The 23,378-nt window shown below is 60.9% G+C and carries 19 protein-coding genes; 8 read left to right on the top strand and 11 right to left on the bottom strand.

The window, feature by feature from the left end:
* Nucleotides 1–110: 110 nt before the first annotated feature.
* The 5 genes from GKKCFE_RS00340 to GKKCFE_RS00320 all read right to left on the bottom strand — a co-directional run bounded on the left by GKKCFE_RS00340 (nt 111) and on the right by GKKCFE_RS00320 (nt 9,655).
* Nucleotides 111–707, bottom strand: coding sequence for a DUF924 family protein (locus GKKCFE_RS00340; protein WP_445577353.1), 597 nt, complete (start codon nt 705–707; stop codon nt 111–113).
* A gap of 3 nt (nt 708–710) precedes the next feature.
* Entirely contained in the window at nt 711–1,721 is a 1,011-nt protein-coding gene (locus GKKCFE_RS00335; RefSeq protein WP_047226923.1) for a class 1 fructose-bisphosphatase, read from the bottom strand.
* Nucleotides 1,722–1,972: 251 nt separating this feature from the next.
* Nucleotides 1,973–3,340: a DUF3999 domain-containing protein gene (locus GKKCFE_RS00330; protein ID WP_445577352.1), complete on the bottom strand. Its 1,368-nt coding sequence runs from the start codon at nt 3,338–3,340 to the stop codon at nt 1,973–1,975.
* Entirely contained in the window at nt 3,337–6,918 is a 3,582-nt protein-coding gene (locus tag GKKCFE_RS00325) for a DUF2339 domain-containing protein (protein ID WP_445577351.1), read from the bottom strand. The genes GKKCFE_RS00330 and GKKCFE_RS00325 overlap by 4 nt, the downstream gene beginning before the upstream one ends.
* Before the next feature lie 286 nt (nt 6,919–7,204).
* Entirely contained in the window at nt 7,205–9,655 is a 2,451-nt protein-coding gene (locus tag GKKCFE_RS00320; protein ID WP_076383354.1) for a glycogen/starch/alpha-glucan phosphorylase, read from the bottom strand.
* Between the two features lie 254 nt (nt 9,656–9,909).
* On the opposite strand from GKKCFE_RS00320, the gene GKKCFE_RS00315 reads away from it, so the two are divergent.
* On the top strand, nt 9,910–10,347 hold the full coding sequence (locus GKKCFE_RS00315) for a YkgJ family cysteine cluster protein (RefSeq protein ID WP_047226919.1): 438 nt from the start codon (nt 9,910–9,912) through the stop codon (nt 10,345–10,347).
* 225 nt (nt 10,348–10,572) lie between these two features.
* Here the strand turns inward: GKKCFE_RS00315 and typA are convergent, their stop codons facing one another.
* Both typA and thiI read right to left on the bottom strand, forming a co-directional pair.
* On the bottom strand, nt 10,573–12,393 hold the full coding sequence (typA, locus tag GKKCFE_RS00310) for a translational GTPase TypA (protein WP_047226918.1): 1,821 nt from the start codon (nt 12,391–12,393) through the stop codon (nt 10,573–10,575).
* Nucleotides 12,394–12,531: 138 nt separating this feature from the next.
* The gene (gene thiI, locus GKKCFE_RS00305) at nt 12,532–13,986 is read right to left on the bottom strand and encodes a tRNA uracil 4-sulfurtransferase ThiI (RefSeq protein ID WP_047226917.1); all 1,455 of its coding nucleotides are present in this window, start codon (nt 13,984–13,986) and stop codon (nt 12,532–12,534) included.
* 328 nt (nt 13,987–14,314) lie between these two features.
* Between thiI and glnA the strand changes: the two genes are divergently transcribed.
* From glnA to ntrC, 6 genes are all read left to right on the top strand, one after another.
* Nucleotides 14,315–15,721, top strand: coding sequence for a type I glutamate--ammonia ligase (gene glnA, locus GKKCFE_RS00300; RefSeq protein ID WP_014336114.1), 1,407 nt, complete (start codon nt 14,315–14,317; stop codon nt 15,719–15,721).
* A 124-nt stretch (nt 15,722–15,845) separates the two neighbouring features.
* Nucleotides 15,846–16,403: a chorismate mutase gene (locus GKKCFE_RS00295; protein WP_445577350.1), complete on the top strand. Its 558-nt coding sequence runs from the start codon at nt 15,846–15,848 to the stop codon at nt 16,401–16,403.
* A 233-nt stretch (nt 16,404–16,636) separates the two neighbouring features.
* On the top strand, nt 16,637–17,164 hold the full coding sequence (locus GKKCFE_RS00290; protein ID WP_445577349.1) for a DUF4124 domain-containing protein: 528 nt from the start codon (nt 16,637–16,639) through the stop codon (nt 17,162–17,164).
* Complete coding sequence (locus GKKCFE_RS00285) at nt 17,161–17,784, top strand: DUF4124 domain-containing protein (protein ID WP_439125322.1); 624 nt, start codon at nt 17,161–17,163, stop codon at nt 17,782–17,784. The genes GKKCFE_RS00290 and GKKCFE_RS00285 overlap by 4 nt, the downstream gene beginning before the upstream one ends.
* Nucleotides 17,785–18,015: 231 nt before the next feature.
* On the top strand, nt 18,016–19,101 hold the full coding sequence (gene glnL, locus GKKCFE_RS00280) for a nitrogen regulation protein NR(II) (RefSeq protein WP_047226914.1): 1,086 nt from the start codon (nt 18,016–18,018) through the stop codon (nt 19,099–19,101).
* The gene (gene ntrC, locus GKKCFE_RS00275; protein ID WP_047226913.1) at nt 19,098–20,534 is read left to right on the top strand and encodes a nitrogen regulation protein NR(I); all 1,437 of its coding nucleotides are present in this window, start codon (nt 19,098–19,100) and stop codon (nt 20,532–20,534) included. The genes glnL and ntrC overlap by 4 nt, the downstream gene beginning before the upstream one ends.
* A gap of 505 nt (nt 20,535–21,039) precedes the next feature.
* Here the strand turns inward: ntrC and GKKCFE_RS00270 are convergent.
* Nucleotides 21,040–21,480, bottom strand: a complete 441-nt coding sequence (locus GKKCFE_RS00270) for a hypothetical protein (RefSeq protein ID WP_076383353.1) — start codon at nt 21,478–21,480, stop codon at nt 21,040–21,042.
* On the opposite strand from GKKCFE_RS00270, the gene trmL reads away from it, so the two are divergent.
* On the top strand, nt 21,479–21,934 hold the full coding sequence (gene trmL, locus GKKCFE_RS00265) for a tRNA (uridine(34)/cytosine(34)/5-carboxymethylaminomethyluridine(34)-2'-O)-methyltransferase TrmL (protein WP_047226911.1): 456 nt from the start codon (nt 21,479–21,481) through the stop codon (nt 21,932–21,934). The two genes, GKKCFE_RS00270 and trmL, sit on opposite strands and share 2 nt — an antisense overlap.
* A gap of 139 nt (nt 21,935–22,073) precedes the next feature.
* On the opposite strand, the gene secB is transcribed toward trmL, so the two are convergent.
* From secB to GKKCFE_RS00250, 3 genes are read right to left on the bottom strand one after another with little or no spacing between them, the layout of a single operon-like run.
* Nucleotides 22,074–22,556 (bottom strand): protein-export chaperone SecB, encoded by a 483-nt coding sequence (gene secB / locus GKKCFE_RS00260; protein WP_047226910.1) that lies wholly within the window; start codon nt 22,554–22,556, stop codon nt 22,074–22,076.
* A gap of 38 nt (nt 22,557–22,594) precedes the next feature.
* Complete coding sequence (gene grxC / locus GKKCFE_RS00255) at nt 22,595–22,849, bottom strand: glutaredoxin 3 (protein WP_047226909.1); 255 nt, start codon at nt 22,847–22,849, stop codon at nt 22,595–22,597.
* A gap of 1 nt (nt 22,850) precedes the next feature.
* Nucleotides 22,851–23,264: a rhodanese-like domain-containing protein gene (locus GKKCFE_RS00250; protein WP_047226908.1), complete on the bottom strand. Its 414-nt coding sequence runs from the start codon at nt 23,262–23,264 to the stop codon at nt 22,851–22,853.
* Between the last annotated feature and the right edge of the window lie 114 nt (nt 23,265–23,378).

Genomic DNA, 23,378 nt, shown 5'->3' with positions numbered 1-23,378 from the left:
CGGGCGGGCCCCATCGCGAGCAAGCTCGCTCCCACAGTAGATCTCTTTGCCACAAAGATCCCTGTGGGAGCGAGCTTGCTCGCGATGGCGGCATCAGCCTCACAGCAAAATCAGAACCTGGATCCAGGCCTGTTCAAAAACTCGACTTCCTCAGCCGTGGACTCACGCCCCAACACCGCATTGCGATGGGGGAAACGTCCAAACCGCGCAATGATCTTCTGATGCCGCTCGGCGTAATCCAGGTTGTCTTCGAACACCGCCCGATCCGCCTCGGGCTGCTCGCGGGTCAGTTCGATGAAACGGGACACCGCTTCATTCTGCACCGCCAGGTTTTCGCAATGTTCGAGCACCAGGTAGATGAACACCCGCTGGATAGGTTCGAGTTGCCGGTCGAACCCCGCCGCCATGCCTTGGGCCACCAGCGCTTGGGCACGCAGGTCACCGGAAAAAGCCTTGGGAGAGTCGCGAAAGATCATCCGCGGGAGCTGATCAAGCAGCAGCACCAGAGCCAGCCAGCCTTCGGGGCGTTGCGCCCAGTCGGTCAATCCGCCGGCCAGTGCCTGCTCGACCTGATCGCCGAAGCGCTCTTGCGCTTGGCGATCATGCCGTTTGCCGAACCACAGCTTGCCCTTGTCAGCGGCTATTTCGTCCGGCGATCTGGCTGAGCCAAACCACCAATCGAGCAACGGCTGCCAAGGTGGGGCCATGATTTATTCCTTGTGGTAGGCCGTGGCGCGGGCGACCTCTTCCTTCGAGCCAAGGAACACCGCCACACGCTGGTGCAGGCCTTCGGGCTGGATGTCGAGAATACGCTGGTGACCGTCAGTGGACGCACCGCCAGCCTGTTCCACCAGGAACGACATCGGGTTGGCTTCGTACATCAGACGCAGTTTGCCCGGCTTGGACGGCTCGCGGCTGTCGCGCGGGTACATGAACAGACCGCCACGGGTCAGGATGCGGTGTACGTCCGCGACCATCGCGGCGACCCAGCGCATGTTGTAGTTCTTTTTCAGCGGACCTTCTTCACCGGCCAGCAATTCGCCCACGTAGCGTTGTACCGGGGCTTCCCAGTGACGCTGATTGGACATGTTGATGGCGAATTCCTGGGTGGTTTCAGGAATGGTGATGTCTTCGTGGGTCAGGACGAAGCTGCCCATCTCACGGTCCAGCGTGAAGCCCTTGACGCCGTCGCCCAGGGTCAGCACCAGCATGGTCTGCGGGCCATAGATGGCATAACCGGCGGCGACTTGTTCGGTGCCTGGCTGCAGGAACGCCTTTTCATTCAAGGCTTCATTCTGGCTCAGGTATTCGTTCGGGCAACGCAGTACCGAGAAGATGGTGCCCACTGGCGCGTTGATATCGATGTTCGACGAACCGTCCAGTGGGTCGAACACCAGCAGGTAGGCACCCTTGGGGTATTTGCCTGGGATCTGGTAGGCGTTGTCCATTTCCTCGGACGCCATGCCGGCCAGGTGGCCGCCCCATTCGTTGGCTTCGAGCAGGATTTCGTTAGAGAGCACGTCGAGCTTCTTCTGCACTTCACCCTGCACGTTTTCGGTGCCCATGCTGCCCAGGACACCACCCAGGGCGCCTTTGGATACGGCGTGGCTGATCTCCTTGCATGCACGCGCCACCACTTCGATCAAAAAGCGCAGATCGGCAGGGGTGTTGTTGCTGCGGGTCTGCTCAATCAAATAGCGACTCAAGGTAACGCGGGACATGGACGGCTCCGAAGAATAGGGGGCGGAAAAACCTGCGCAGTTTAGCGCGAGTCGGGACTTAATTCCTCCTATGAGACGGGGAATGGAGGATTGAGTTCACGGGGTCGCGCCTCGCTTGGGTATTTCTGTTGTCGAGAGGACGCTATCGCGAGCAGGCTCGCTCCCACATTTGATCTTCTGCGGACACAGTTTTTGTATACGCCATAAATCCAGTGTGGGAGCGAGCCTGCTCGCGATGGGTGCGCAGCACCTCAGTTTTTGACCGGCGGCTTGCGCAGCAAGCTCAATGCCATCGCCGCGAGGACCAGTACGCTGATCAGCAACACCGCCCACAAGCCGATCTTCTTCCAGTTGGTCTCGACGGTCGCAGGCGTGGCGGCGGTAACCGGTGTCGAGGTGGCCGCACCGCTCAGCGTCGCCGTACCCAAGGTCGCCAGGCGTGACGGCTTGTAATCGGGCACCAGCGTGGCCAGTGGCAGGCTGGCCGCTTTCGCCGTCGCATTGCCCAGCGCCAGGCTGTAGGGCCCCTCGCCCCGCGCCAGGAACACCACTTGGGTCGGGCGCACGGCAAAACGCAAGGCTGGCGCTTGGGCACCGAGGCCACCGCCACGTTCGTCCACCGTCAGCTTCAATTGCTGCACGGTCTGCCCCGACAGCTGCAGTTGGTTCTGCAACACATCCTGGCCGTTCTGAGTCAGGCGATACAGCAAGCCGCTGCCCAGCGATTGCCACGGCTGGCTGCTTTCACGCCGTCCGGCCAGGGTCACTGGTGCCAGGCTGTTGGCCTGGCTCAGTTCGACCTGCACCTGTTCGACATTCAACCCCATGGGCAACTGCCAGGTGTATTGTCCAGCCTTCGTGGTGCTACCGGCCAAAGGCTGCGACCAGACCAACGGCAACGGCAGGCTCTCGCGACTGCCGCTCTGCAACTGGGCCGAGGTCAACACCGGCGCCGATGACGGCGATTCCCACAACAACCGCAGATAACGCGCCGGCTGTCCTGGCAAGCTGACCTCATGCTGCTCCACCCGCTCATCAGCAAAGGTCAGCCGCGCCACCTGGCCTTCGCCCCACGCCTGCCAGTGTTGCAGGTCGTCACTGGCTTCGATGGTGAAGCGCTGGAAGCCGTCGCGCTCGCTGGTCCAGTCGAGGATCAACTGTTGCAAGGGCGCCTTGATCGCACTGGCATCCAGCAGCCAGCCGCGCAGTTCCTCCTCCCCCGCCTCGAGCCGGCTGGACGGTTGCACCTGCACCAGCGTGCCGTTGGCGCTCGATTGCACCCGTACGCTGGGCGCGCGCTCGTTGTCATCGGCGGCGTTGTACAACGGGAACCACTTCACGTCGGTGGTGCTGTGTTCCCGGCTCCGGGCCGTCTCGCGAACCAATGCGTAGGCCTGGGCCTGCCCGGCGGCGTTGAACACCCGCAGGTCGCTCAGATCGGTCTGGCGCGCTTGCAACTGAATCTCCAGGGGCAACGCCAGGCGATACCAGGGCCCCTCGCCGCTCAAGGCCAATGGCACCTGATGGGCAAAGTCCGCCGGCTGTTCCTGGGCCGTCACCGACAAGGCCACCCACAACCCCACCACGCCCAACCCGATGCGACTCAACTTGTGACTCAAGACGACACTCCCTCACTGACAGGTATTGGCGGCTCGGTCCGCGAGCCCCCTTCCGGGCGTTTTGGCGGCAGCGGCGCGAAGTAGCCCACCACCAAAAGCAATATACCCACGCCGATAAACGACACGATCCGCGCCAGACCGCCACGGTTGCTCAATTCGACAAAGAACAGCTTGGCCACCACCACGGCGATCAACGCCGCACCTATCAGCCAGACCTCACGACGATGGCGCAGATGCCCGCCGATCATCAGGCCCAAGGCAATCAGGGTCCAGACGATGGACAGCCCGGCCTGCACAAACATGGATTCGAGCAACGCATCCAGCTCGAACGGCACACCGATCCAATGGTGGGCACAGCGCATCACCACGGCGGTGAAGAACGCGAACAGCGACACGCCGGCGATCACCTGGGCGACGTGTCCGGCATGACCCCATCGGATTGCCAGTTGCGCCACCGCGCTGCGAGCCCACGCGTAGACGCCAAACAAGGCGAACAGCAAGCCCAGCTCCAACGGGTTGAGCAGCGGCACATAGGGCAACGGCTCGGCGCTGCCGTCGCTGAAGGTGTTGGCCAGCCAGAACCAGCCCAGCATCAACAGGGCCAGGGGTGCCGCCGCGTACACACGATATTCGCGTGGATGGGCCGAGACCGGCCACGGCCAGGCCCGCGGCGCGGCCATCAGCACCAGGTACAGGCTCGGCAGCATCGCCCAACCCAGCCAGCGCCAGGCGTTGTACTGCTCGGACAACAACAGCAGGCCGTAACGCACCTCCAGCGCCAGCACACCGATCAGCAGCCAGCAACCGAGCACATGGGCGGTGCTGCGCGCCCGGGCCGGTAGCAGCGGTGCCAGACGTTTCAGGGAAAGCAAATGCACGGCGAACACGGCCAACCAGGCCAGCCAGCCGAAATCCGCCGCCGGGTGATAACGGCTGTGCCCGGTCGCGACCAGCACACAGCCGGCCACAGGTATCAGCAAGGTGCATAGCAACCCCATCGCCGGCCATTTCAAACGCAGGGCCAGCAATGCCCACAGCGCTACACTGATTGCCGCGACGATCAGCATCAAATGACCTTGCAGGTGCTGCGGTGCAAAGCGCAGCACTTCGCTGCCCCACGCCAGTGCCCACCAGCCTGCGCCCCAGACCAGCAGCAACTCGGACAACCGCTGCAAGCTCAAGGCCTGGAACACCGCCGACGGATGGCCGCGCTGCAATCGCCATGCGCCCACCAGTGCCGCCAGTCCCAGCACCAGCGGCGTCCAGAACCCGCTGTGGGCCAGGGGCCGCAGATCCTCGGCACTCAGCGGCCCGAGCAGCGCCGACCCGGCGGCAAGAAACGCCGCGCCGCCGATCAACTGCAACAACAGGCCAAACACGAAACTCACGCGCTGCTTCAGGTACAGGCTCAGCCAGATGATCAGCAGGCCGCTGGCCGCCCATACACCGCTCGCCGTTTGCCAGGGCAGGACGAAGAGCACGGCAAGGTTGATCAGCACCAACCCAGCCAGCAGCACCACCGACAGCCCGCGTAGCAATCGGACATCGTTGCGCACCATGTCATCGCGTGCCGCCAACAGCATGCCGCCAATCAGCGCCAGGCCGATCAGGGAGGCGCTGAGCAAACCGCTCCAGCCAGCGCTGAACACGGCGGTCGAATCCCCTTCGGCCCCCTGCAAACGCAACAGAAACAACGCGCCACCCAGCAGTTGTACTGCGAACGCGGTAAACAGGAAGCTGCGCGATTGCAGGCGCAGGCCCGCGAACAGCGTCGCCAGACCGGCCAAGGCCCAGGCGATGGCAGTGCCGTGAGTGAAGAAGAACAACGGCGCCAGCAGATAGAGAAAACTCAAGCCCAGCACTGCCAGCACCGGCAGGCCTTGGCGCTCCCAGTGTGTGGCGTGCTCAGGCGCGGTCTTGCGCAACTGGTAGAAACTGAACAGCAAGGCGCCACCCAGCATCAACGCCCCCAGCGGGGCGCCATCGATCAGGCTGCTGTCGCCCTGACGCAACTCGCTGACAAAAGCCAGCGCCGAGCCCAGTTGCAGCAGCAAGGCAAAAGCCCGAGCCAAAGGCCGCTGCTGACGCAGGCCCAGCCAGAAAATCCCCGCCCCTTCCACGGCCCATGCCGCCGCGGTCCACCGAGCATCGAGGCCCAGGGGAATCGCCAGGCTGGCAAAAATCACCCCCAATGCCAGGCAGGTTTCGGCCAACAGGACGGCGCGCCCCCCCATCAATACCCGCGCCAGTCCCATATAGATGATGCCCAGGGCCAGGGCGCTGAACGCTGCGGCGAACTCCAGATGCTGCACCAGCGCGAACTGCAGACCGAACCCCACCAGGGGCGGGCCGAACAACAGGGTGCCGTCCACGTAGTCGCCCTTGCGGGCCGACCAGCGCAATAGCGCATCGCGGCCTTCGTCCTCGGGCCCGTCGCCCATTTCCAGCAGCTTGCGTCGGGTAAACAACAAGCCGATCGCCAGGTACATCAGGAAGAAAACAATCAGGAACGGCTCGGTGCTCCAGAGCAGTTCCGGCCCATAAGAGCGCAAGCCCCAGGCGAAACCGATGCCGAAGGTGCCGACAAAACCAATCAGGTTGAGCAGGCGCCAGGCCTTGAACCAGGCAATCGCCAGAATGCCGGCATTGAGCAGGATGAAGTAGCTGAACAGCGCGACATGGTTACCGCTGCCGGTGGACGTCAGGATCGGCGCGGCAAACCCGCCCAATGCTGCCACCGCAGCCAGGCCGAGGGCATTTTGGGTGACCGCCAGAATCGCCGAGAACACCGTGACCGCCACCAGCAAGCCCAAGGCCGCTTTCGAGTCGAGCAGCGGATGCAGGCGCATGGCGGCGAACACGGTCAGGTACAGCACGGCGATCCCGGTGCCCTGCAACATCAGCGCGTAGTTGCTGTTGCGCTGGCGCAGCCACCAGCCCAGGCCTAACAGGCCCAACGCACTGGCCGCGACGCCGGCATAACGCAACTCGATGGGCACGACCATGCCTTCAGTGGCATAGCGCAGCAGAAACGCCAGGCCGAGGAACAACAGCACCACCCCGACCCGCAATACGGTATTACCGCCAAACAGCCAGTTACGCGCCCCCGCGACGGCACGCTCGAACAGATTCGGACCACGAGGGGCAGCCGGTTCCGGCTGGACCGGTTTGGGGGCGGCCGGCGCAGACTTCCATACGTCGTCGGGCAACGGCTGACTGGCTTGTGTGGTCATCGCCGGAAGGGCTTCAAGGTCAGGCGGCAGTTCCCAGACCAGCTCCGGCTCAGGTGGGATTTCGGATTCCGGTGCCTGGGCCACGACGATCTCGGGCGATGGCGACGGTTCGGAGGCTGCGACCGTGCTGCGCTCAAGCGCGATCAGCCGCTGCTCCAGTGCGCTCAAGGTGCGCTGGGCCGTTTGCAACTGGTTCTGCTGTTCGGCGGCGTGGGCGCCGAGGCGACGCAGACCAATCCCCTGAGCGATGCCAAGGCCCAGCAACGCGCCTATCAGCGCATCGGCGAACGACTCATCCACCACCCAGCCAAATGCCAGGCCCAACAGCATCAAAATCCATTGCATGGTCGATATCCCTAAGCGGCCCTTTGCGGGCGTAACCGGGGTGAAGCGATGCCTGGTTCAGTCTAGTGGAACCACACAAACCTTGTGGGAGCGAGCCTGCTCGCGATAGCGGTCCGTCAGTTACCAAACAGGTTGGCTGACACACCGTTATCGCGAGCAGGCTCGCTCCCACAATGGATTGCTGGCGCCTCAAGCACTAAACCGGCCACACAGCCCGGCGAACTGGCGCTTAGTATATCGACCAAGCCCAACCACCGTTGGGCTTCGCTCACATTTCCTGCAACTGCTACTCCAGGGCTTTCCAGATGTCGGTGGCGTATTCCCGAATGGTCCGGTCGGAGGAAAACCAGCCCATGCGCGCGGTGTTGAGCACCGCCGAACGCCACCAGTGCTGGGCGTCGTGCCAACGTTCTTCGACCCTGGCCTGGGCATCCCAGTAAGAGTCGAAGTCGGCGCAGACCAGAAAGCGATCGTAATCCACCAGCGAATCGACAAGCCCGGTGTAGCGCATCGGATCGTCCGGCGAAAACACCCCGCCGCGAATAGCCTGCAACACATCGTTGAGGCGATGGGACGCGGCAATGTCCGGCGCGGCACTGAACTCGCCGTTCTGCTTGCGGGCCTCCACCTGCTCGGCCGTCAGGCCGAAGATGAACATGTGCTCACCGCCCACGCGCTCATGCATCTCCACGTTGGCGCCGTCCATGGTGCCGATAGTCAGCGCACCGTTAAGACCGAACTTCATGTTACTGGTGCCTGACGCTTCAAAACCGGCCGTGGATATCTGCTCGGAAAGGTCCGCCGCCGGGATGATGCTCTCGGCCAGGCTGACGTTGTAGTTGGGCAGGAACACCACTTTGAGCAGGCCACGCACGGTCGGGTCGTTGTTCACCACACGGGCGATATCGTTGGTCAGCTTGATGATCAACTTGGCCTGGTGATAACTGGCGGCGGCCTTGCCAGCGAAAATTTTCACCCGTGGCACCCAGTCCACTTCCGGTTCGGCGCGGATCGCCTGGTACAGCGCCACCGTGTGCATCAGGTTGAGCAACTGGCGCTTGTATTCATGGATCCGTTTGACTTGCACGTCGAACATCGCCGCCGGGTTCACGGCAACCCCCAAACGCTCGTGAATCAGATGCGCCAAGGCCTTTTTGCTGTGCAGGCGCTGTTCGGCGAACTGTTTGCGGAACGCCGGTTGATCCGCGAACGGCTCCAGCTCGATCAGGCGCTCCTCGGGGTTGTCGAGCACACTCGGGCCCAGCGCATCGACCATCATCGAAGTCAGTTCAGCGTTGGCCTGAAACAGCCAGCGGCGGAACGTGATGCCGTTGGTTTTGTTGTTGATCCGCTCAGGGTAGAGCTTGTGCAGTTCGGAGAACACCGTGCTGCGCATCAGTTGCGTGTGCAACCCGGACACACCGTTGACGCTGTGGGAACCGAGAAAGGCGAGGTTGCCCATGCGCACCCGGCGGCCATTGTCTTCTTCGATCAGCGACACCGCGCGCAGCACGTCGAAATCGTGCACCCCCTTGGACCGCAGAGCATCGATGTGCTGGGCGTTGATCAGGTAAATGATCTGCATGTGTCGGGGCAACATGCGCTCCATCAGCCCCACTGGCCAGGTTTCCAGGGCTTCGGGTAGCAGCGTGTGGTTGGTGTAGGAGAGCGTGTCCTGGGTGATCTGCCAGGCGGCGTCCCAGGCCACGTCGTAGACGTCCACCAATTGGCGCATCAATTCGGCCACGGCGATCGACGGGTGAGTGTCGTTGAGCTGGATCGCCGCGTGATCGCCCAAGGTCAATACCGAGGTGTGCATGTTGCGATGACGGCGCAACAAATCCTGCAGCGAGGCGGCGACGAAGAAATACTCTTGGCGCAAGCGCAATTCCTGGCCCGCCTCGGTGCTGTCGGCCGGGTACAGCACGCGGGAGATACTCTCGGCCCGGGCCACTTCCGCCACGGCGCCCAAATGGTCGCCGGCGTTGAAGCGTTCCAGGTGCAGCTCTTCCATGGCGCGGGCGCGCCACAGACGCAGGGTGTTGACGCTGGCACCGCGCCAACCCACCACGGGCGTGTCATAGGCGATGGCTCGCACGGTTTCACCCGGAGACCAGACTTGCTTGGTATTGCCGGAGGCGTCGGTCACGGTCTCGACGCTGCCGCCGAAGCCGATCGGGTAAACCACTTCCGGCCGCTCGAACTCCCAAGGGTTGCCGAAATCCAGCCAGTGTTCGGTTTGCTCCTGCTGCCAGCCATCGACAATCGCCTGGCGAAACAGGCCGTGCTCGTAACGAATGCCGTAGCCATGGCCGGCAATGCCCAAGGTGGACATGCTTTCCATGAAACATGCCGCCAACCGGCCGAGGCCGCCGTTGCCCAACGCCGCATCGGGTTCGAGCAGGCGAATGCGCTCCAGATCCACGCCCAGTTCGGTCAAGGCTTCGCGCGCAGTGTCCAGCAGGCCGAGGTTGCTCAGGCTGTCATAGAGCAAGCGGCCGATGAGAAATTCCAGGGAGAGGTAATAAACGCGCTTCTGGCCCTTGCGGTAAATCTGCCGCGTGTGGTCCATCCAGTGCTCGACCATATGGTCGCGGGCGGCCAGGGCAATGGCTTCGAACCAGTCGTGATCAAACGCATGATCCGGGTCCTTGCCGACGGCGTAAGTGAGTTTGGTCAACACGGCATCGCGAAATGCAGCCACTTCGGCTTCGCGAACAAGTGGTTCTTGAGTCATTGATGAGACCTCGAACGAGCATGAAATTGTCTGAGCCTAGACGGTCTGACAGGCACTACAGGCGCAGGTTCGTTGGTTTTTCCATGGCGACGGAGAATCGCCGCCAGGGAATTGCCGTATGGGTGAATGAATGCAGGGGCCGTGCCGGTCCTGGGAGAGTTTTACCGGGCTCGAAAAAAAACCGGCAGATGGTCGTTCAAAATTTCACCAGTCCCGGTATGATCGCGCGCCCTGATGCATGCTGGTAAACCTTGATGATGAAGCCCAACCTGATCGCCGCCGCGGAGATCGACCGAATCGATACCTGGGCCAAGTACTCCGCGCCAATGTGCGGTTCCTGCGTGTCGAGCTGCTGCACACTGCCGGTGGAGGTCAAGATCAAGGACCTGATCCGGATCGGTATCGTCGATGAATTCGAACTGGGCGACCCGCCGAAAAACATCGCCAAGCGCCTGCAAAAGGAAGGGATCGTCGAGCGCTATAACCAGAAATCCGAAATCTTCACGCTCCAGCGCATGAGCAACAACGATTGCCTGTATCTGGATCGCAAGAGCCGGTTGTGCACCATTTATGAGAAGCGCCCGGATACCTGCCGCAACCATCCGCGGGTCGGGCCGCGCCCGGGGTACTGCGCCTACAAGCCCAAGGAAGTGGAGCGCGAGCGTAATCCGCGGACGTTGGACAAATTCTGATCGAATGATGTTTTAGCTGCGCCTGGAACATCGCCATCGCGAGCAAGCTCGCTCCCACAGGGGATTTGCGGTGAATACAGATTTTGTGTCCGACCTGAATCCCTTGTGGGAGCGAGCTTGCTCGCGATGGCGCCCTGACAGCCACTACATAACTTCCAGGCATAAAAAAACGCCCCTGATCTCACAATCAGGGGCGTTTTTTTCAGCCATTAACTAAGTCGAAACTCAGTTACCGCTTTTCTTGGCAGCGCGGGTACGCTCGCTTTCGCCAAGGATCTTCTTACGCAGGCGAATCGACTTAGGCGTCACTTCGCACAGTTCGTCTTCCTGCACGAACTCCAGCGCTTGCTCCAGGGTGAACTTGACCGGCGGAACCAATGCGATGGTTTCGTCTTTGCCCGAAGCACGCATGTTGTCGAGCTTCTTGCCTTTGGTCGGGTTCACGCCCAGGTCGTTGTCACGGCTGTTGAGGCCGACGATTTGACCTTCGTAGATGTCCTGGCCGTGCTCGACGAACAGCTTGCCGCGCGCTTGCAGGGTTTCCAGCGAGTAGGTCAGTGCCTTGCCGGTCGCAACCGATACCAGAACACCGTTCTGACGGCCGGACATGTCGCCGGACTTCATCACGTCGTAACGATCGAAGATCGAAGTCAGGATGCCGCCACCGGAGGTCAGGGTCAGGAACTCGTTACGGAAACCGATCAGGCCACGGGCCGGGATGTTGTACTCAAGGCGCACACGGCCCTTGCCATCCGGAACCATGTTGGTCAGGTCGCCTTTGCGCAGGCCCATTTGTTCCATGATCGCGCCCTGGGATTCTTCCGGCAGGTCGATGGTCACGTTTTCGTACGGTTCGTGCTTGACGCCATCAACCATACGGATGATCACTTCAGGACGACCTACGCCCATTTCGAAGCCTTCGCGACGCATGGTTTCGATCAGGACCGAGAGGTGCAGCTCACCACGGCCGGAAACCTTGAACTTGTCGGCCGAGTCGCCTTCTTCAACGCGCAGTGCCACGTTGTAGAGCAGCTCCTTGTCCAGACGCTCCTTGATGTTACGGCTGGTCACGAACTTGCCTTCTTTACCGCAGAATGGCGAGTCGTTGACCTGGAAGGTCATGGAAACGGTTGGCTCATCGACGGTCAACGGCTTCATCGCTTCGACGTTCAGTGGGTCGCACAGAGTGTCGGAGATGAACAGTTGCTCGAAGCCGCTGATGCAGACGATGTCGCCGGCAGCTGCTTCTTCAACGTCGATACGGTGCAGGCCGTGGTGACCCATCAGCTTGAGGATACGACCGTTGCGCTTCTTGCCGTCGGCGTCGATAGCCACGACCGGCGTGTTCGGCTTGATGCGACCACGGGCGATACGGCCAACACCGATCACACCCAGGAAGCTGTTGTAGTCCAGGGCCGAGATTTGCATCTGGAACGGACCGTCACGGTCGACTTTCGGCGCAGGTACGTCGTCGACGATCGACTGGTACAGCGGGGTCATGTCTTCAGCCATGTTGGTGTGGTCCAGACCGGCAATACCGTTCAGGGCCGAGGCGTAGACGACTTTGAAGTCCAGCTGTTCTTCGGTGGCGCCCAGGTTGTCGAACAGGTCGAAAATCTGGTCCAGAACCCAGTCCGGACGCGCGCCTGGACGGTCAACCTTGTTGATGACCACGATCGGACGCAGGCCGGCTTCGAAAGCCTTCTTGGTCACGAAACGGGTTTGCGGCATAGGGCCGTCCTGGGCATCGACCAGCAGCAGCACGGAGTCGACCATCGACATTACGCGCTCTACTTCACCACCGAAGTCGGCGTGGCCCGGGGTGTCCACGATGTTGATGTGGTAGCCATTCCAGTTGATGGCGGTGTTTTTCGCCAGGATGGTAATACCGCGCTCTTTTTCCTGGTCGTTGGAGTCCATCACGCGCTCGTCGTTGAGCTCGTTGCGCTCCAGAGTGCCGGATTGACGCAAGAGTTTGTCTACCAGGGTGGTCTTACCATGGTCAACGTGAGCAATGATGGCGATGTTGCGTAGATTTTCGATCACTTGTGTATCTCGATCAGAGGATTCGGTGTGCTGACAGGTCGTGGCAGCGATTTACGTTGAGTCCGACAAAGCCGTTACAGCCTGTCGGCGGCGTCGGGGGGCCGGTGACGCAGGCCACAGGCAAACAGCCCCGGGCACTTAGCTCGGTCGATAAACGCGCACATTGGCATGCCCCTCACTGAGCAAATGGTGGGCATGCAGGCGACTCATCACGCCTTTGTCGCAATACAACAGGTACTGGCGAGTAGGGTCCAGTTCCTTGAAACGCGCGTTCACTGCATAGAACGGCATCGTTTGTACCTCGATACCGGCGATACTCAGCGGGTCGTCTTCAGCGTCGTCCGGGTGACGGATGTCGATGATGATCTGACCGGCCAGCGCTTCGCCGACTTCTTCAATCTGTATGTCCTGGCCCAATTCATCGATCACCCGATCGATTGGCACCAGCCTGGCGTTTTCGAGCGCACGCTCGAGCACCGCCATGTCGAATTCTTTCTCTTCATGCTCCACACGCCCGCGCTTGGCCGCAGTCTTCGGATTGACCGAGATGACCCCGCAGTATTCCGGCATGTGCCGGGCAAAATCGGCGGTGCCGATCTCGTTGGCCGTGTCGATGATGTCCTGCTTGTGGCTGGCGATCAGCGGGCGCAGCACCAGCTTTTCGGTCACGCAGTCGATCACTGACAGGTTCGGCAGCGTCTGGCTCGACACCTGGGAGATCGCCTCGCCGGTGACCAGCGCATCGATGTGCAGCCGATCGGCGATGCTGGATGCGGCACGCAACATCATACGCTTCAAAATGACGCCCATATGACTGTTATCGACTTTGCCGAGAATCTCGCCCAGGACTTCCTCGAACGGTACGCTCACAAATAACACGCGTTGGGAGCTGCCATACTTCTTCCAGATGAAGTGCGCCACTTCCATTACGCCCAGTTCATGGGCGCGCCCGCCAAGATTGAAGAAGCAGAAATGGCTCATCAGCCCGCGCCGCATGATCTGGTAGGCCGCGACCGTGGAATCGAAGCCGCCGGACATCAGCACCAGGGTCTGTTCCAGCGAACCCAGCGGATACCCGCCAATGCTGTCGTGCTGACTGTGGATCACGAACAACCGCTGGTCGCGAATTTCGATGCGCACTTCAATTTGCGGGTCTTTCAATGAAATTCCGGCGGCGCCACACTGCTTGCGCAACTGGCTGCCGACGTATCTCTCCACGTCCATCGAGCTGAACGGGTGTTTGCCGGCGCGCTTGCAGCGCACCGAGAAAATCTTGCCGGCCAGGGCATCACCATAATGCAGCTTGCACTTGGCGAGGATGTCGTCGAAATCCCCCAGCGGGTATTCGTCGACCTGCAGGAAATGCGCGATGCCCGGCATGCAGCTCAGGCGCTCGGTCATTTCCTTGAGAATCTTGGGTTCGCTGACGCGGGTTTCCAGTTCGAGGTTGTCCCACACGCCGTTCACCACCACAGCCGGGTCCAGATCGCGGAGCACGGCACGGATGTTCTTGGCCAACTGGCGGATGAAACGCATCCGTACCGGGCGGCTCTTGATGGTGATCTCGGGGAAGACTTTTACGATTAGTTTCATGAAAACAGCGCGCGAACGGCCAGCCGAAAAAGGGGGGCGCGGATTATAGCGGAAATTGCTCAAGGTTTAACCAGTTAATGTGCACTCGGTTTTCAACGCACCAAAACAGGTCATCTCTCGCAAGTTACGCCACATTGCAGTGCGCAATTGTTCGACAATCCGCGAATACAGGCTATAAAAGCGTGGATTTGGTGCAAAAAACCCATGCTGGGGCACTGGCATGCAAATTGCTCCCTTGTGAGGCAGGTTGCCTTGGCAGAGTATTCGCGCCGGCATCACCCATATCTAAGGGCACACCATTACCCGCCCGAAGCCACCCGGAGGACATATGTCGAAGTCGGTTCAACTCATCAAAGATCATGACGTCAAGTGGATTGATCTGCGCTTCACTGACACCAAAGGCACTCAACATCACGTGACCATGCCGGCCCGTGATGCGCTGGACGACGAATTCTTTGAAATCGGAAAGATGTTCGACGGTTCCTCCATCTCTGGCTGGAAAGGCATCGAAGCCTCCGACATGATCCTGATGCCGGACGACGAAACTGCCGTCCTGGACCCGTTCACCGAAGAGCCGACCCTGATCCTGGTCTGCGACATCATCGAACCTTCGACCATGCAAGGCTATGACCGCGACCCACGCGCCATCGCCCACCGTGCCGAGGAATACCTGAAGTCCACCGGTATCGGCGACACCGCTTTCTTCGGCCCTGAGCCTGAGTTCTTCATCTTCGACTCGGTCAAGTTCAAGTCCGACATCTCCGGTTCCATGTTCAAGATCTTCTCCGAACAAGGTTCGTGGATGTCCGACCAAGACGTGGAAGGCGGTAACAAAGGCCACCGTCCTGGTATCAAGGGCGGCTACTTCCCAGTTCCACCGTTCGACTTCGACCACGAGATCCGTACCTCCATGTGCAACGCACTGGAAGAGATGGGCCAGACCGTCGAAGTTCACCACCACGAAGTGGCGACTGCCGGCCAGAACGAAATCGGCGTGAAATTCAACACGCTGGTCAAGAAGGCTGACGAAGTCCAGACCCTGAAGTACTGCGTACACAACGTTGCTGATGCATACGGCCGCACCGCGACCTTCATGCCCAAGCCTCTGTACGGCGACAACGGTTCGGGCATGCACGTGCACATGTCGATCTCCAAAGACGGCAAGAACACCTTCGCCGGCGAAGGTTATGCCGGCCTGTCGGACACTGCCCTGTACTTCATCGGCGGTATCATCAAGCACGGTAAGGCCCTGAACGGCTTCACCAACCCGTCGACCAACTCCTACAAGCGTCTGGTACCAGGCTTCGAAGCACCGGTCATGCTGGCCTACTCGGCTCGTAACCGTTCTGCCTCGATCCGTATTCCTTACGTCAACAGCCCTAAGGCTCGCCGTATCGAAGCCCGTTTCCCGGATCCGGCTGCCAACCCGTACCTGGCCTTCGCTGCACTGATGATGGCCGGTCTGGACGGTATCCAGAACAAGATCCACCCTGGCGATGCCGCCGACAAAAACCTGTATGACCTGCCGCCTGAAGAGGCCAAGGAAATCCCACAGGTTTGTGGCAGCCTGAAAGAAGCCCTGGAAGAGCTGGACAAGGGCCGTGCGTTCCTGACCAAGGGCGGCGTATTCAGCGATGACTTCATCGACGCTTACATCGCACTGAAAAGCGAAGAAGAAATCAAGGTTCGCACCTTCGTACACCCACTGGAATATGAGCTGTACTACAGCTGCTAATCCAGTAAGCGCCGCCACGCACGGCGTGAAATAAAGAAAGGCCTCCTTCGGGAGGCCTTTTTTATGGACGCACGTTACGTGCATGATTGTCTGCGCCCTCCACTATTCGAAGACGAGATCACCCATGACTTCGCGCCTTTCACTCTGCCTTGCTCTGTCTGCCGCGTTGTTGGGCACCGCCGCCCAGGCCGCCACCGCACCCGCCACCCTCGCCCCACTGCTCGGCACCATAGGCGAGCGCCTGGCCATTGCCGATCAGGTCGCCCTGAGCAAGTGGGACAGCCGCAAACCGGTGGAAGATCGCCAGCGCGAACGCGAGGTGATCGCCGCTGCCGTCGCCCAGGCACCGGCTTACAAACTGAGCAGTGAAGCGGTAGAGGCGTTTTTCGCCGCACAAATAGAAGCCAACAAACTGGTGCAATACGCGCATCTGTCCGACTGGCAACTGCAAGGCAAAGCCCCGGCCGCGCCGCGCCCGGACCTGGTTGGGCAGATCCGCCCGCAACTGGATCAACTGCAAAAACGCCTGCTGCAACAACTGGCCGACTTCAGCCCCTACCGCACCGACCCGCAATGCCCGCAATGGCTGGCCCAGGCCACCCATACCGTCAGTAACGACCCGTTGCGGCAAATGGCGCTGGTTCGGGCGACCGCAGAGCTGTGCGTCCTCACAAAATCCTGAGCCCACACATCTTTCCCCTGTGGGAGCGAGCCTGCTCGCGATGAGGCCAGCCCATCTACCACTTGTGTGACTGACACTCCGTCATCGCGAGCCGGCTCGCTCCAACAGGGGTCCAGTGTTGAACCTGGAGGCTATGAACACCGCCCCCACAAGGGATTGCATGCAACAACCTGGGCCAACCGCCTCCCCTGACCTATGCTGCAATCCAACACTTTCGGTTTTCGGTTGATTTTATGGGTCGTGGCTTTCCAGGGTTGCTGTTGTTGCTGTTAATGCTGTTGGCGCTGCCAGCCGCCGCACAGATCTACAAATACACCGACGCCGACGGTAACACCGCCTATAGCAACCAGCCGCCCGATGGCATACCGGCCCAGGCAGTGGAGCTGCCGCCACTCAACAGTGTCGAACCCCAGCCCCCGACCAACCCGAACGCTGCTGCGCCTGCCGCGAACCGGGACGAGCCAGGCAACGCCTACGAAACCCTGGAGCTGACAGACATCCCCAGCGAAGAGGCCCTGCGCGCCAACAACGGCACCTTCACCGTTGGCGTCCTGGCTCGGCCGCGTCTGCAAAGCCCCCATCTGTTCAGGTTGTTGCTGGACGGCCAGCCCTATGGCCAGCCGAGCAACGTGCCGCGCCTGCAATTGGTGAATATCGACCGGGGCGAGCACAGCCTGGCGGTACAGGTCATCGACGGCGAACATCTTGTGCAACAGAGCGAAACCGTCATCTTCACCGTGCAACGGGTGCACCGCCCATGATCCGCCGGCTGCTCGCGCTGTGCCTGGCCGTACTGCCAGGGCTGGGGGCAGCGCAGGTCTATACCTACATCGACGCCCAGGGCAATCGCGTCTTCACCGATCAACCGCGTCCCGGTAACGCACAGAAAGTGCAACTGCCGCCCGCCAACCGGATGGCGACACCGCCCTCCGGCGCAGCCTCGGCGTCGGCGCCTGAAAAAAAGCCCGATCCCATGTTCCGTTACGAAATGCTGCGACTGTTGATCCCTGAACCGGATGCCACGATACGCAGCACAGCGGGGGAACTGATCGTCACGGTCACCAGCGAACCCGGTTTGCAAAAAGGCCACCGCTACCGCCTGCTACTGGATGGCAACCCCACAGGCGAACCGGGACCCAGCCCAGTGTTCGCGCTGAGCAACATTGATCGGGGCAGCCATCATCTGGCGGTAGAGATTCTCGATGAGCAGGGCCGTATCGTCGAACGTACCGCCAACCAGCCCTTCCACATGCAGCGCATTTCCCTGGCGCAGAAACGCCGCATCAAACCCTGCGCCACCGCCGACTACGGCCAGCGTCCCGAATGCCCCCTCACCGACAAGCCCGCAGAAGAGCAAAGCAGCATCCTGCCGTTCTTCTAACGCCCGCCTGGATGGCGCACTATATTGGTGCAAGCGTCTGCACCCTACTCAAATTCCAGCCCATTTTGGTTCGAAAGTACCCGAAAAAGCTGGCAGAACGCCACGCAATCGGGCGAAAAAGGTTCGTTTGAGGCTCTAAACGCTTCTTTTCGGAGCCTTGGTTTGGTTTTTGCATTTTCCTTGTATCGGCGCGTCATACGCGTGCTTGCTTACGCTCCAAAAGAGGTCCTGATGACCATTAGCGACGCACTACACCGCTTGCTACTCGATAACCTCACCACCGCAACCATCCTGCTCGATGCCGAACTGCGGCTCGAGTACATGAACCCGGCGGCAGAGATGCTGCTGGCCGTCAGCGGCCAGCGCAGCCACGGGCAGTTCATCAGCGAGCTGTTCACCGAATCGGCCGAGGCGCTCAACTCCTTGCGCCAGGCAGTGGAACAGGCGCACCCGTTCACCAAGCGCGAAGCGATGCTCACCGCCCTGACTGGCCAGACACTGACCGTGGATTACGCGGTAACACCGATCCTGAACAACGGTGCCACGCTGTTGCTGCTGGAGGTGCATCCCCGTGATCGCCTGCTGCGCATCACCAAGGAAGAGGCTCAGTTGTCCAAGCAGGAAACCAGCAAGATGCTGGTGCGCGGCCTGGCCCATGAGATCAAGAACCCCCTCGGCGGGATTCGCGGCGCGGCGCAACTGTTGGCCCGGGAGCTGCCCGAAGAAAGTCTCAAGGACTACACCAACGTCATCATTGAAGAAGCCGACCGCTTGCGCAATCTGGTGGATCGCATGCTCGGCTCCAACAAGCTGCCGTCCCTGGCGATGTGCAACGTTCACGAAGTGCTGGAGCGCGTCAGCAGTCTGGTGGAAGCCGAGAGCCAGGGGTGCATCACCTTGGTGCGCGACTACGACCCGAGCATTCCCGATGTGTTGATCGATCGCGAGCAGATGATCCAGGCGGTGCTGAACATCGTGCGCAACGCCATGCAGGCCATCAGCAGCCAGAACGAGCTGCGCCTGGGCCGCATCAGCCTGCGCACCCGCGCCATGCGCCAGTTCACCATCGGCCATGTGCGTCATCGCCTGGTGACCAAGATCGAAATCATCGACAACGGCCCGGGCATTCCCGCGGAATTGCAGGAAACCATCTTCTTTCCCATGGTCAGCGGCCGCCCTGACGGTACCGGGCTGGGCCTGTCCATTACCCAAAACATCATCAGTCAGCATCAGGGCTTGATCGAATGTGAGAGCCATCCGGGCCACACCACCTTTTCGATCTTCCTGCCACTGGAACAAGGAGCCACATCGACATGAGCCGTAGTGAAACCGTGTGGATCGTCGATGACGACCGTTCTATCCGTTGGGTCCTGGAAAAAGCCTTGCAACAGGAAGGCATGACCACCCAGAGCTTCGACAGCGCCGACGGAGTGATGAGCCGTCTGGCCCGTCAGCAGCCGGACGTCATCATCTCCGACATCCGCATGCCCGGCGCCAGCGGTCTGGACCTGCTGGCGCGGATTCGCGAGCAGCACCCACGGCTGCCGGTGATCATCATGACCGCCCATTCGGACCTGGACAGCGCTGTGGCGTCCTATCAGGGGGGTGCTTTCGAGTACCTGCCCAAGCCCTTCGACGTCGATGAGGCCGTGTCACTGGTCAAGCGCGCCAACCAGCACGCCCAGGAACAACAGGGCATGGAAGAGGTGCCTGCGCTGGCGCGCACCCCGGAAATCATCGGTGAAGCGCCGGCAATGCAGGAAGTGTTTCGCGCCATTGGGCGCTTGAGCCACTCCAACATTACCGTGCTGATCAACGGCGAATCGGGCACCGGTAAAGAACTGGTCGCCCATGCCCTGCACCGCCACAGTCCACGGGCGGCCTCACCGTTCATTGCGCTGAACATGGCGGCGATCCCCAAGGACCTGATGGAGTCCGAGCTGTTCGGTCACGAGAAAGGCGCGTTCACCGGCGCCGCCAACCTGCGGCGCGGGCGCTTCGAACAAGCCGACGGCGGCACCTTGTTCCTCGACGAAATCGGCGACATGCCGGCTGACACCCAGACCCGGCTGTTGCGCGTGCTGGCGGACGGCGAGTTCTATCGGGTGGGCGGCCATACACCGGTCAAGGTCGATGTACGCATCATCGCCGCGACCCACCAGAACCTGGAAACCCTGGTCCACGCGGGCAAATTCCGCGAAGACTTGTTCCATCGCCTGAATGTGATCCGCATTCATATCCCGCGCCTGGCGGACCGTCGCGAAGACATCCCGACCCTGGCCCGGCACTTCCTCAGCCGCGCGGCCCAGGAGCTGGCGGTAGAGCCCAAACTGCTCAAGAGCGAAACCGAGGAATACCTCAAGAACCTGCCGTGGCCCGGCAACGTGCGCCAGCTGGAGAACACCTGCCGCTGGATCACGGTGATGGCGTCCGGTCGCGAAGTGCACATCAGCGATCTTCCACCGGAGCTGCTCAGCCTGCCGCAGGACTCGGCCCCGGTGACCAACTGGGAACAGGCCCTGCGCCAGTGGGCCGACCAGGCCCTGGCCCGCGGCCAATCGAACCTGCTGGACAGCGCCGTACCGAGTTTCGAACGCATCATGATCGAGACCGCCCTCAAGCACACCGCCGGCCGCCGTCGCGACGCCGCGGTGCTGCTGGGCTGGGGCCGCAATACCTTGACCCGCAAGATCAAGGAATTGGGGATGAAGGTTGATGGCGGGGATGATGATGAGGGGGATGAGGGCTGAGCAGCCTTTAGCCCTTCACTGATCTTGAAGGCCAATCGCGAGCAGGCTCGCTCCCACAAAGGTTTGCGGTGTCGCGACTATCTTGTGGGAGCGAGCCTGCTCGCGATGCTTTTGAAGGCTTGATGCACCGCATCGATGCACTGAGAACCGCAATGGCACATGCGCCCCCCCGTCAAAACCAATCAGCCCAACTCGAAGAAACCGCACAAACAAAAGCAAAAGCCCCGAAATACGGGGCCTTGCGCATCATCAGCAGATTTTTTGTGACAAGCCATTTAAAACTGGCACGCCCCCTGCAATAACTCAATCATTACCCAGTTTCGGGGACCTTGGTACAGGCAGGCCGGGGATTCCCCATTTTACATCGGGCTCATCGAGCCCACTGTTTTGGGGGCCTTGATACAGGCAGGTCAAGGTTTCCCTTCTTTACACCCGGGGCTGCGCGTTTAACGCAAGCCCCTCCCGTTTGGGGACCTTGGTACAGGCAGGCCGGGGATTCCCTCTTTTATTGCTCTTGGAGACGGATCTCCAGCCGCCAGCGGTCATCGACCTCGCTGCCGGCCCACTCCCCCCGCAATGGACGCGCCGCCACCAGCGTCAGCAACAACCCTTTGTCACTCAAACGCACCCGCCAGTTCACGTCCTTGCCATTGAGTTTGAGCTGGCCCTTCTGCGGACGGCCCTCTGCCTGGAGCAACAGCGCCACCGAGCCGTCGATGATTTCCCCGTGCAGCTTGGGCTCGTTGTTGAACCAGGCCACCAGCGTCCCGTCGATCACTTCGACCTGTTGCAGCACGCTCGGCTCGGGCGTGGTCAGGCGACCGATCATCAGGCCGACCATCAGACCGAAGATCGCCAAAGACCCCATCACTCGAGGCAATAGCTTCGAACGCTGATCGGTTTGCGGCGTAGAATGCCGCTCATCTTTATCTGCGGAGCCGTGCATGTTTCACGTCATCCTTTTTCAACCGGAAATTCCGCCGAACACCGGCAACGTCATCAGGCTGTGCGCCAACAGCGGCTGCCACCTGCATCTGATCGAACCACTGGGCTTCGAGATGGACGACAAGCGCCTGCGCCGTGCCGGTCTCGATTACCACGAGTATGCCACCCTGCAGCGCCACGCCGACCTCGCCAGCTGTCTGGAGAGCCTGGGGCATCCGCGCTTGTTTGCCTTCACCACCAAGGGTTCGCGGCCATTCCATGATGCCAGCTTCGTCGCGGGCGATGCGTTCCTGTTCGGCCCGGAAAGCCGTGGCCTGCCGGCCGAGGTACTGGACGCCCTGCCCGCCGACCAGCGTCTGCGCCTGCCGATGCGCGAAGGCTGTCGCAGCCTGAACCTGTCCAACACCGTGGCAGTGGCCGTTTACGAGGCCTGGCGGCAGAACGGTTTCCGGTAACCCTGGCCAGAAACTTCTGTGGGAGCGAGCCTGCTCGCGATAGCGCTGTACCAGTCAACTCAATACTGACTGACATGACGCTATCGCGAGCAGGCTCGCTCCCACAGGTTTATACCTTGTGCTACAGCCGCGATACCGCTTACTGAACGGTCGCGGCGCCTTCTTGCTGCATGCGCTGCAGTTCTTGCGCGTACAGGGCATCGAAGTTCACCGGGGCCAGCATCAGGGCCGGGAACGAACCGCGGGTCACCAGGCTGTCCAGGGTTTCGCGGGCGTACGGGAACAGGATGTTGGGGCAGAAGGCACCCAGGGTGTGGCTCATCGAAGCGGCATCCAGGTTCTTGATCAGGAAGATCCCGGCTTGCTGCACTTCGGCAATGAACGCCACTTCGTCACCGTTCTTCACGGTCACCGACAGGGTCAGCACCACTTCGTGGAAATCATCTTCCAGGGCTTTCTGGCGAGTGTTCAGGTCCAGGCCTACGCTCGGCTCCCACTGCTGGCGAAAGATCGCCGGGCTTTTCGGGGCTTCGAAGGACAGGTCACGCACATAAATACGCTGCAAGGAGAATTGCGGTGCGGTTTCTTCTTCGCTGGCAGCTGTGTTCTGTTGGTCAGTCATCGCAGATCCTTCTTACTTTCAGGTTCTTAGTGGGGAATTCAGGCCTTGAGCATCGCATCGAGCTTGCCGGCGCGATCCAGGGCAAACAGATCATCGCAACCGCCCACGTGGGTGCTGCCGATCCAGATCTGCGGCACGGAGGTACGTCCGGCCTTTTGAGTCATTTCGGCGCGCAGTTGCGGCTTGCCGTCGACCTTGATCTCTTCGAAAGCCACACCTTTGTTCTTGAGCAGGAACTTGGCTCGGGAGCAATAGGGGCAGTAATCGCTGGAATAGACAACAACGTGGGTCATATCACTTCACCAGGGGCAGATTGTCGGCTTTCCAGCTTGCAACGCCACCGGACAGTTTGGCGGCGGTAAAGCCGGACTTCATCAGCTCGCGGGCATGAGTGCCTGCGTGCTGGCCCTGAGCATCCACCAGGATCAGCGTCTTGGCCTTGTGTTTTTCCAGTTCACCGATACGAGCGATCAGTTTGTCCTGGGGAATGTTCACCGCGCCGACAATGTGACCAGCGGCGAAATCCTTGCTCGGGCGGATGTCTACCACCACGCCGGTGTCCTTGTTGACCAGTGCCGTCAGCTCGCCAGTACTGAGGCTGCGACCGCCGCCCTGCATCGTATGGGCAACCAGCAACGCCAGCAGTACGACGAAGATACCGACAAGAAGGTAGTGGTTAGTGGCAAATTCAATCAGGTGAGCAACCATCGAAGGAGGTTCCAGGGCGTTAAAATGTCGGCCAGTATACACAGCACACAAGGCCGGCCAAACCCCGCCCGGCGGTGACGGCACCGGAACTTACCTTTAAACTGCCCGTCCCTT

This window comes from Pseudomonas sp. E141 (assembly GCF_052659885.1).
The sequence above is the reverse complement of the archived record's forward strand: the minus strand, read 5'-3'. Positions and strand labels throughout refer to the sequence as shown.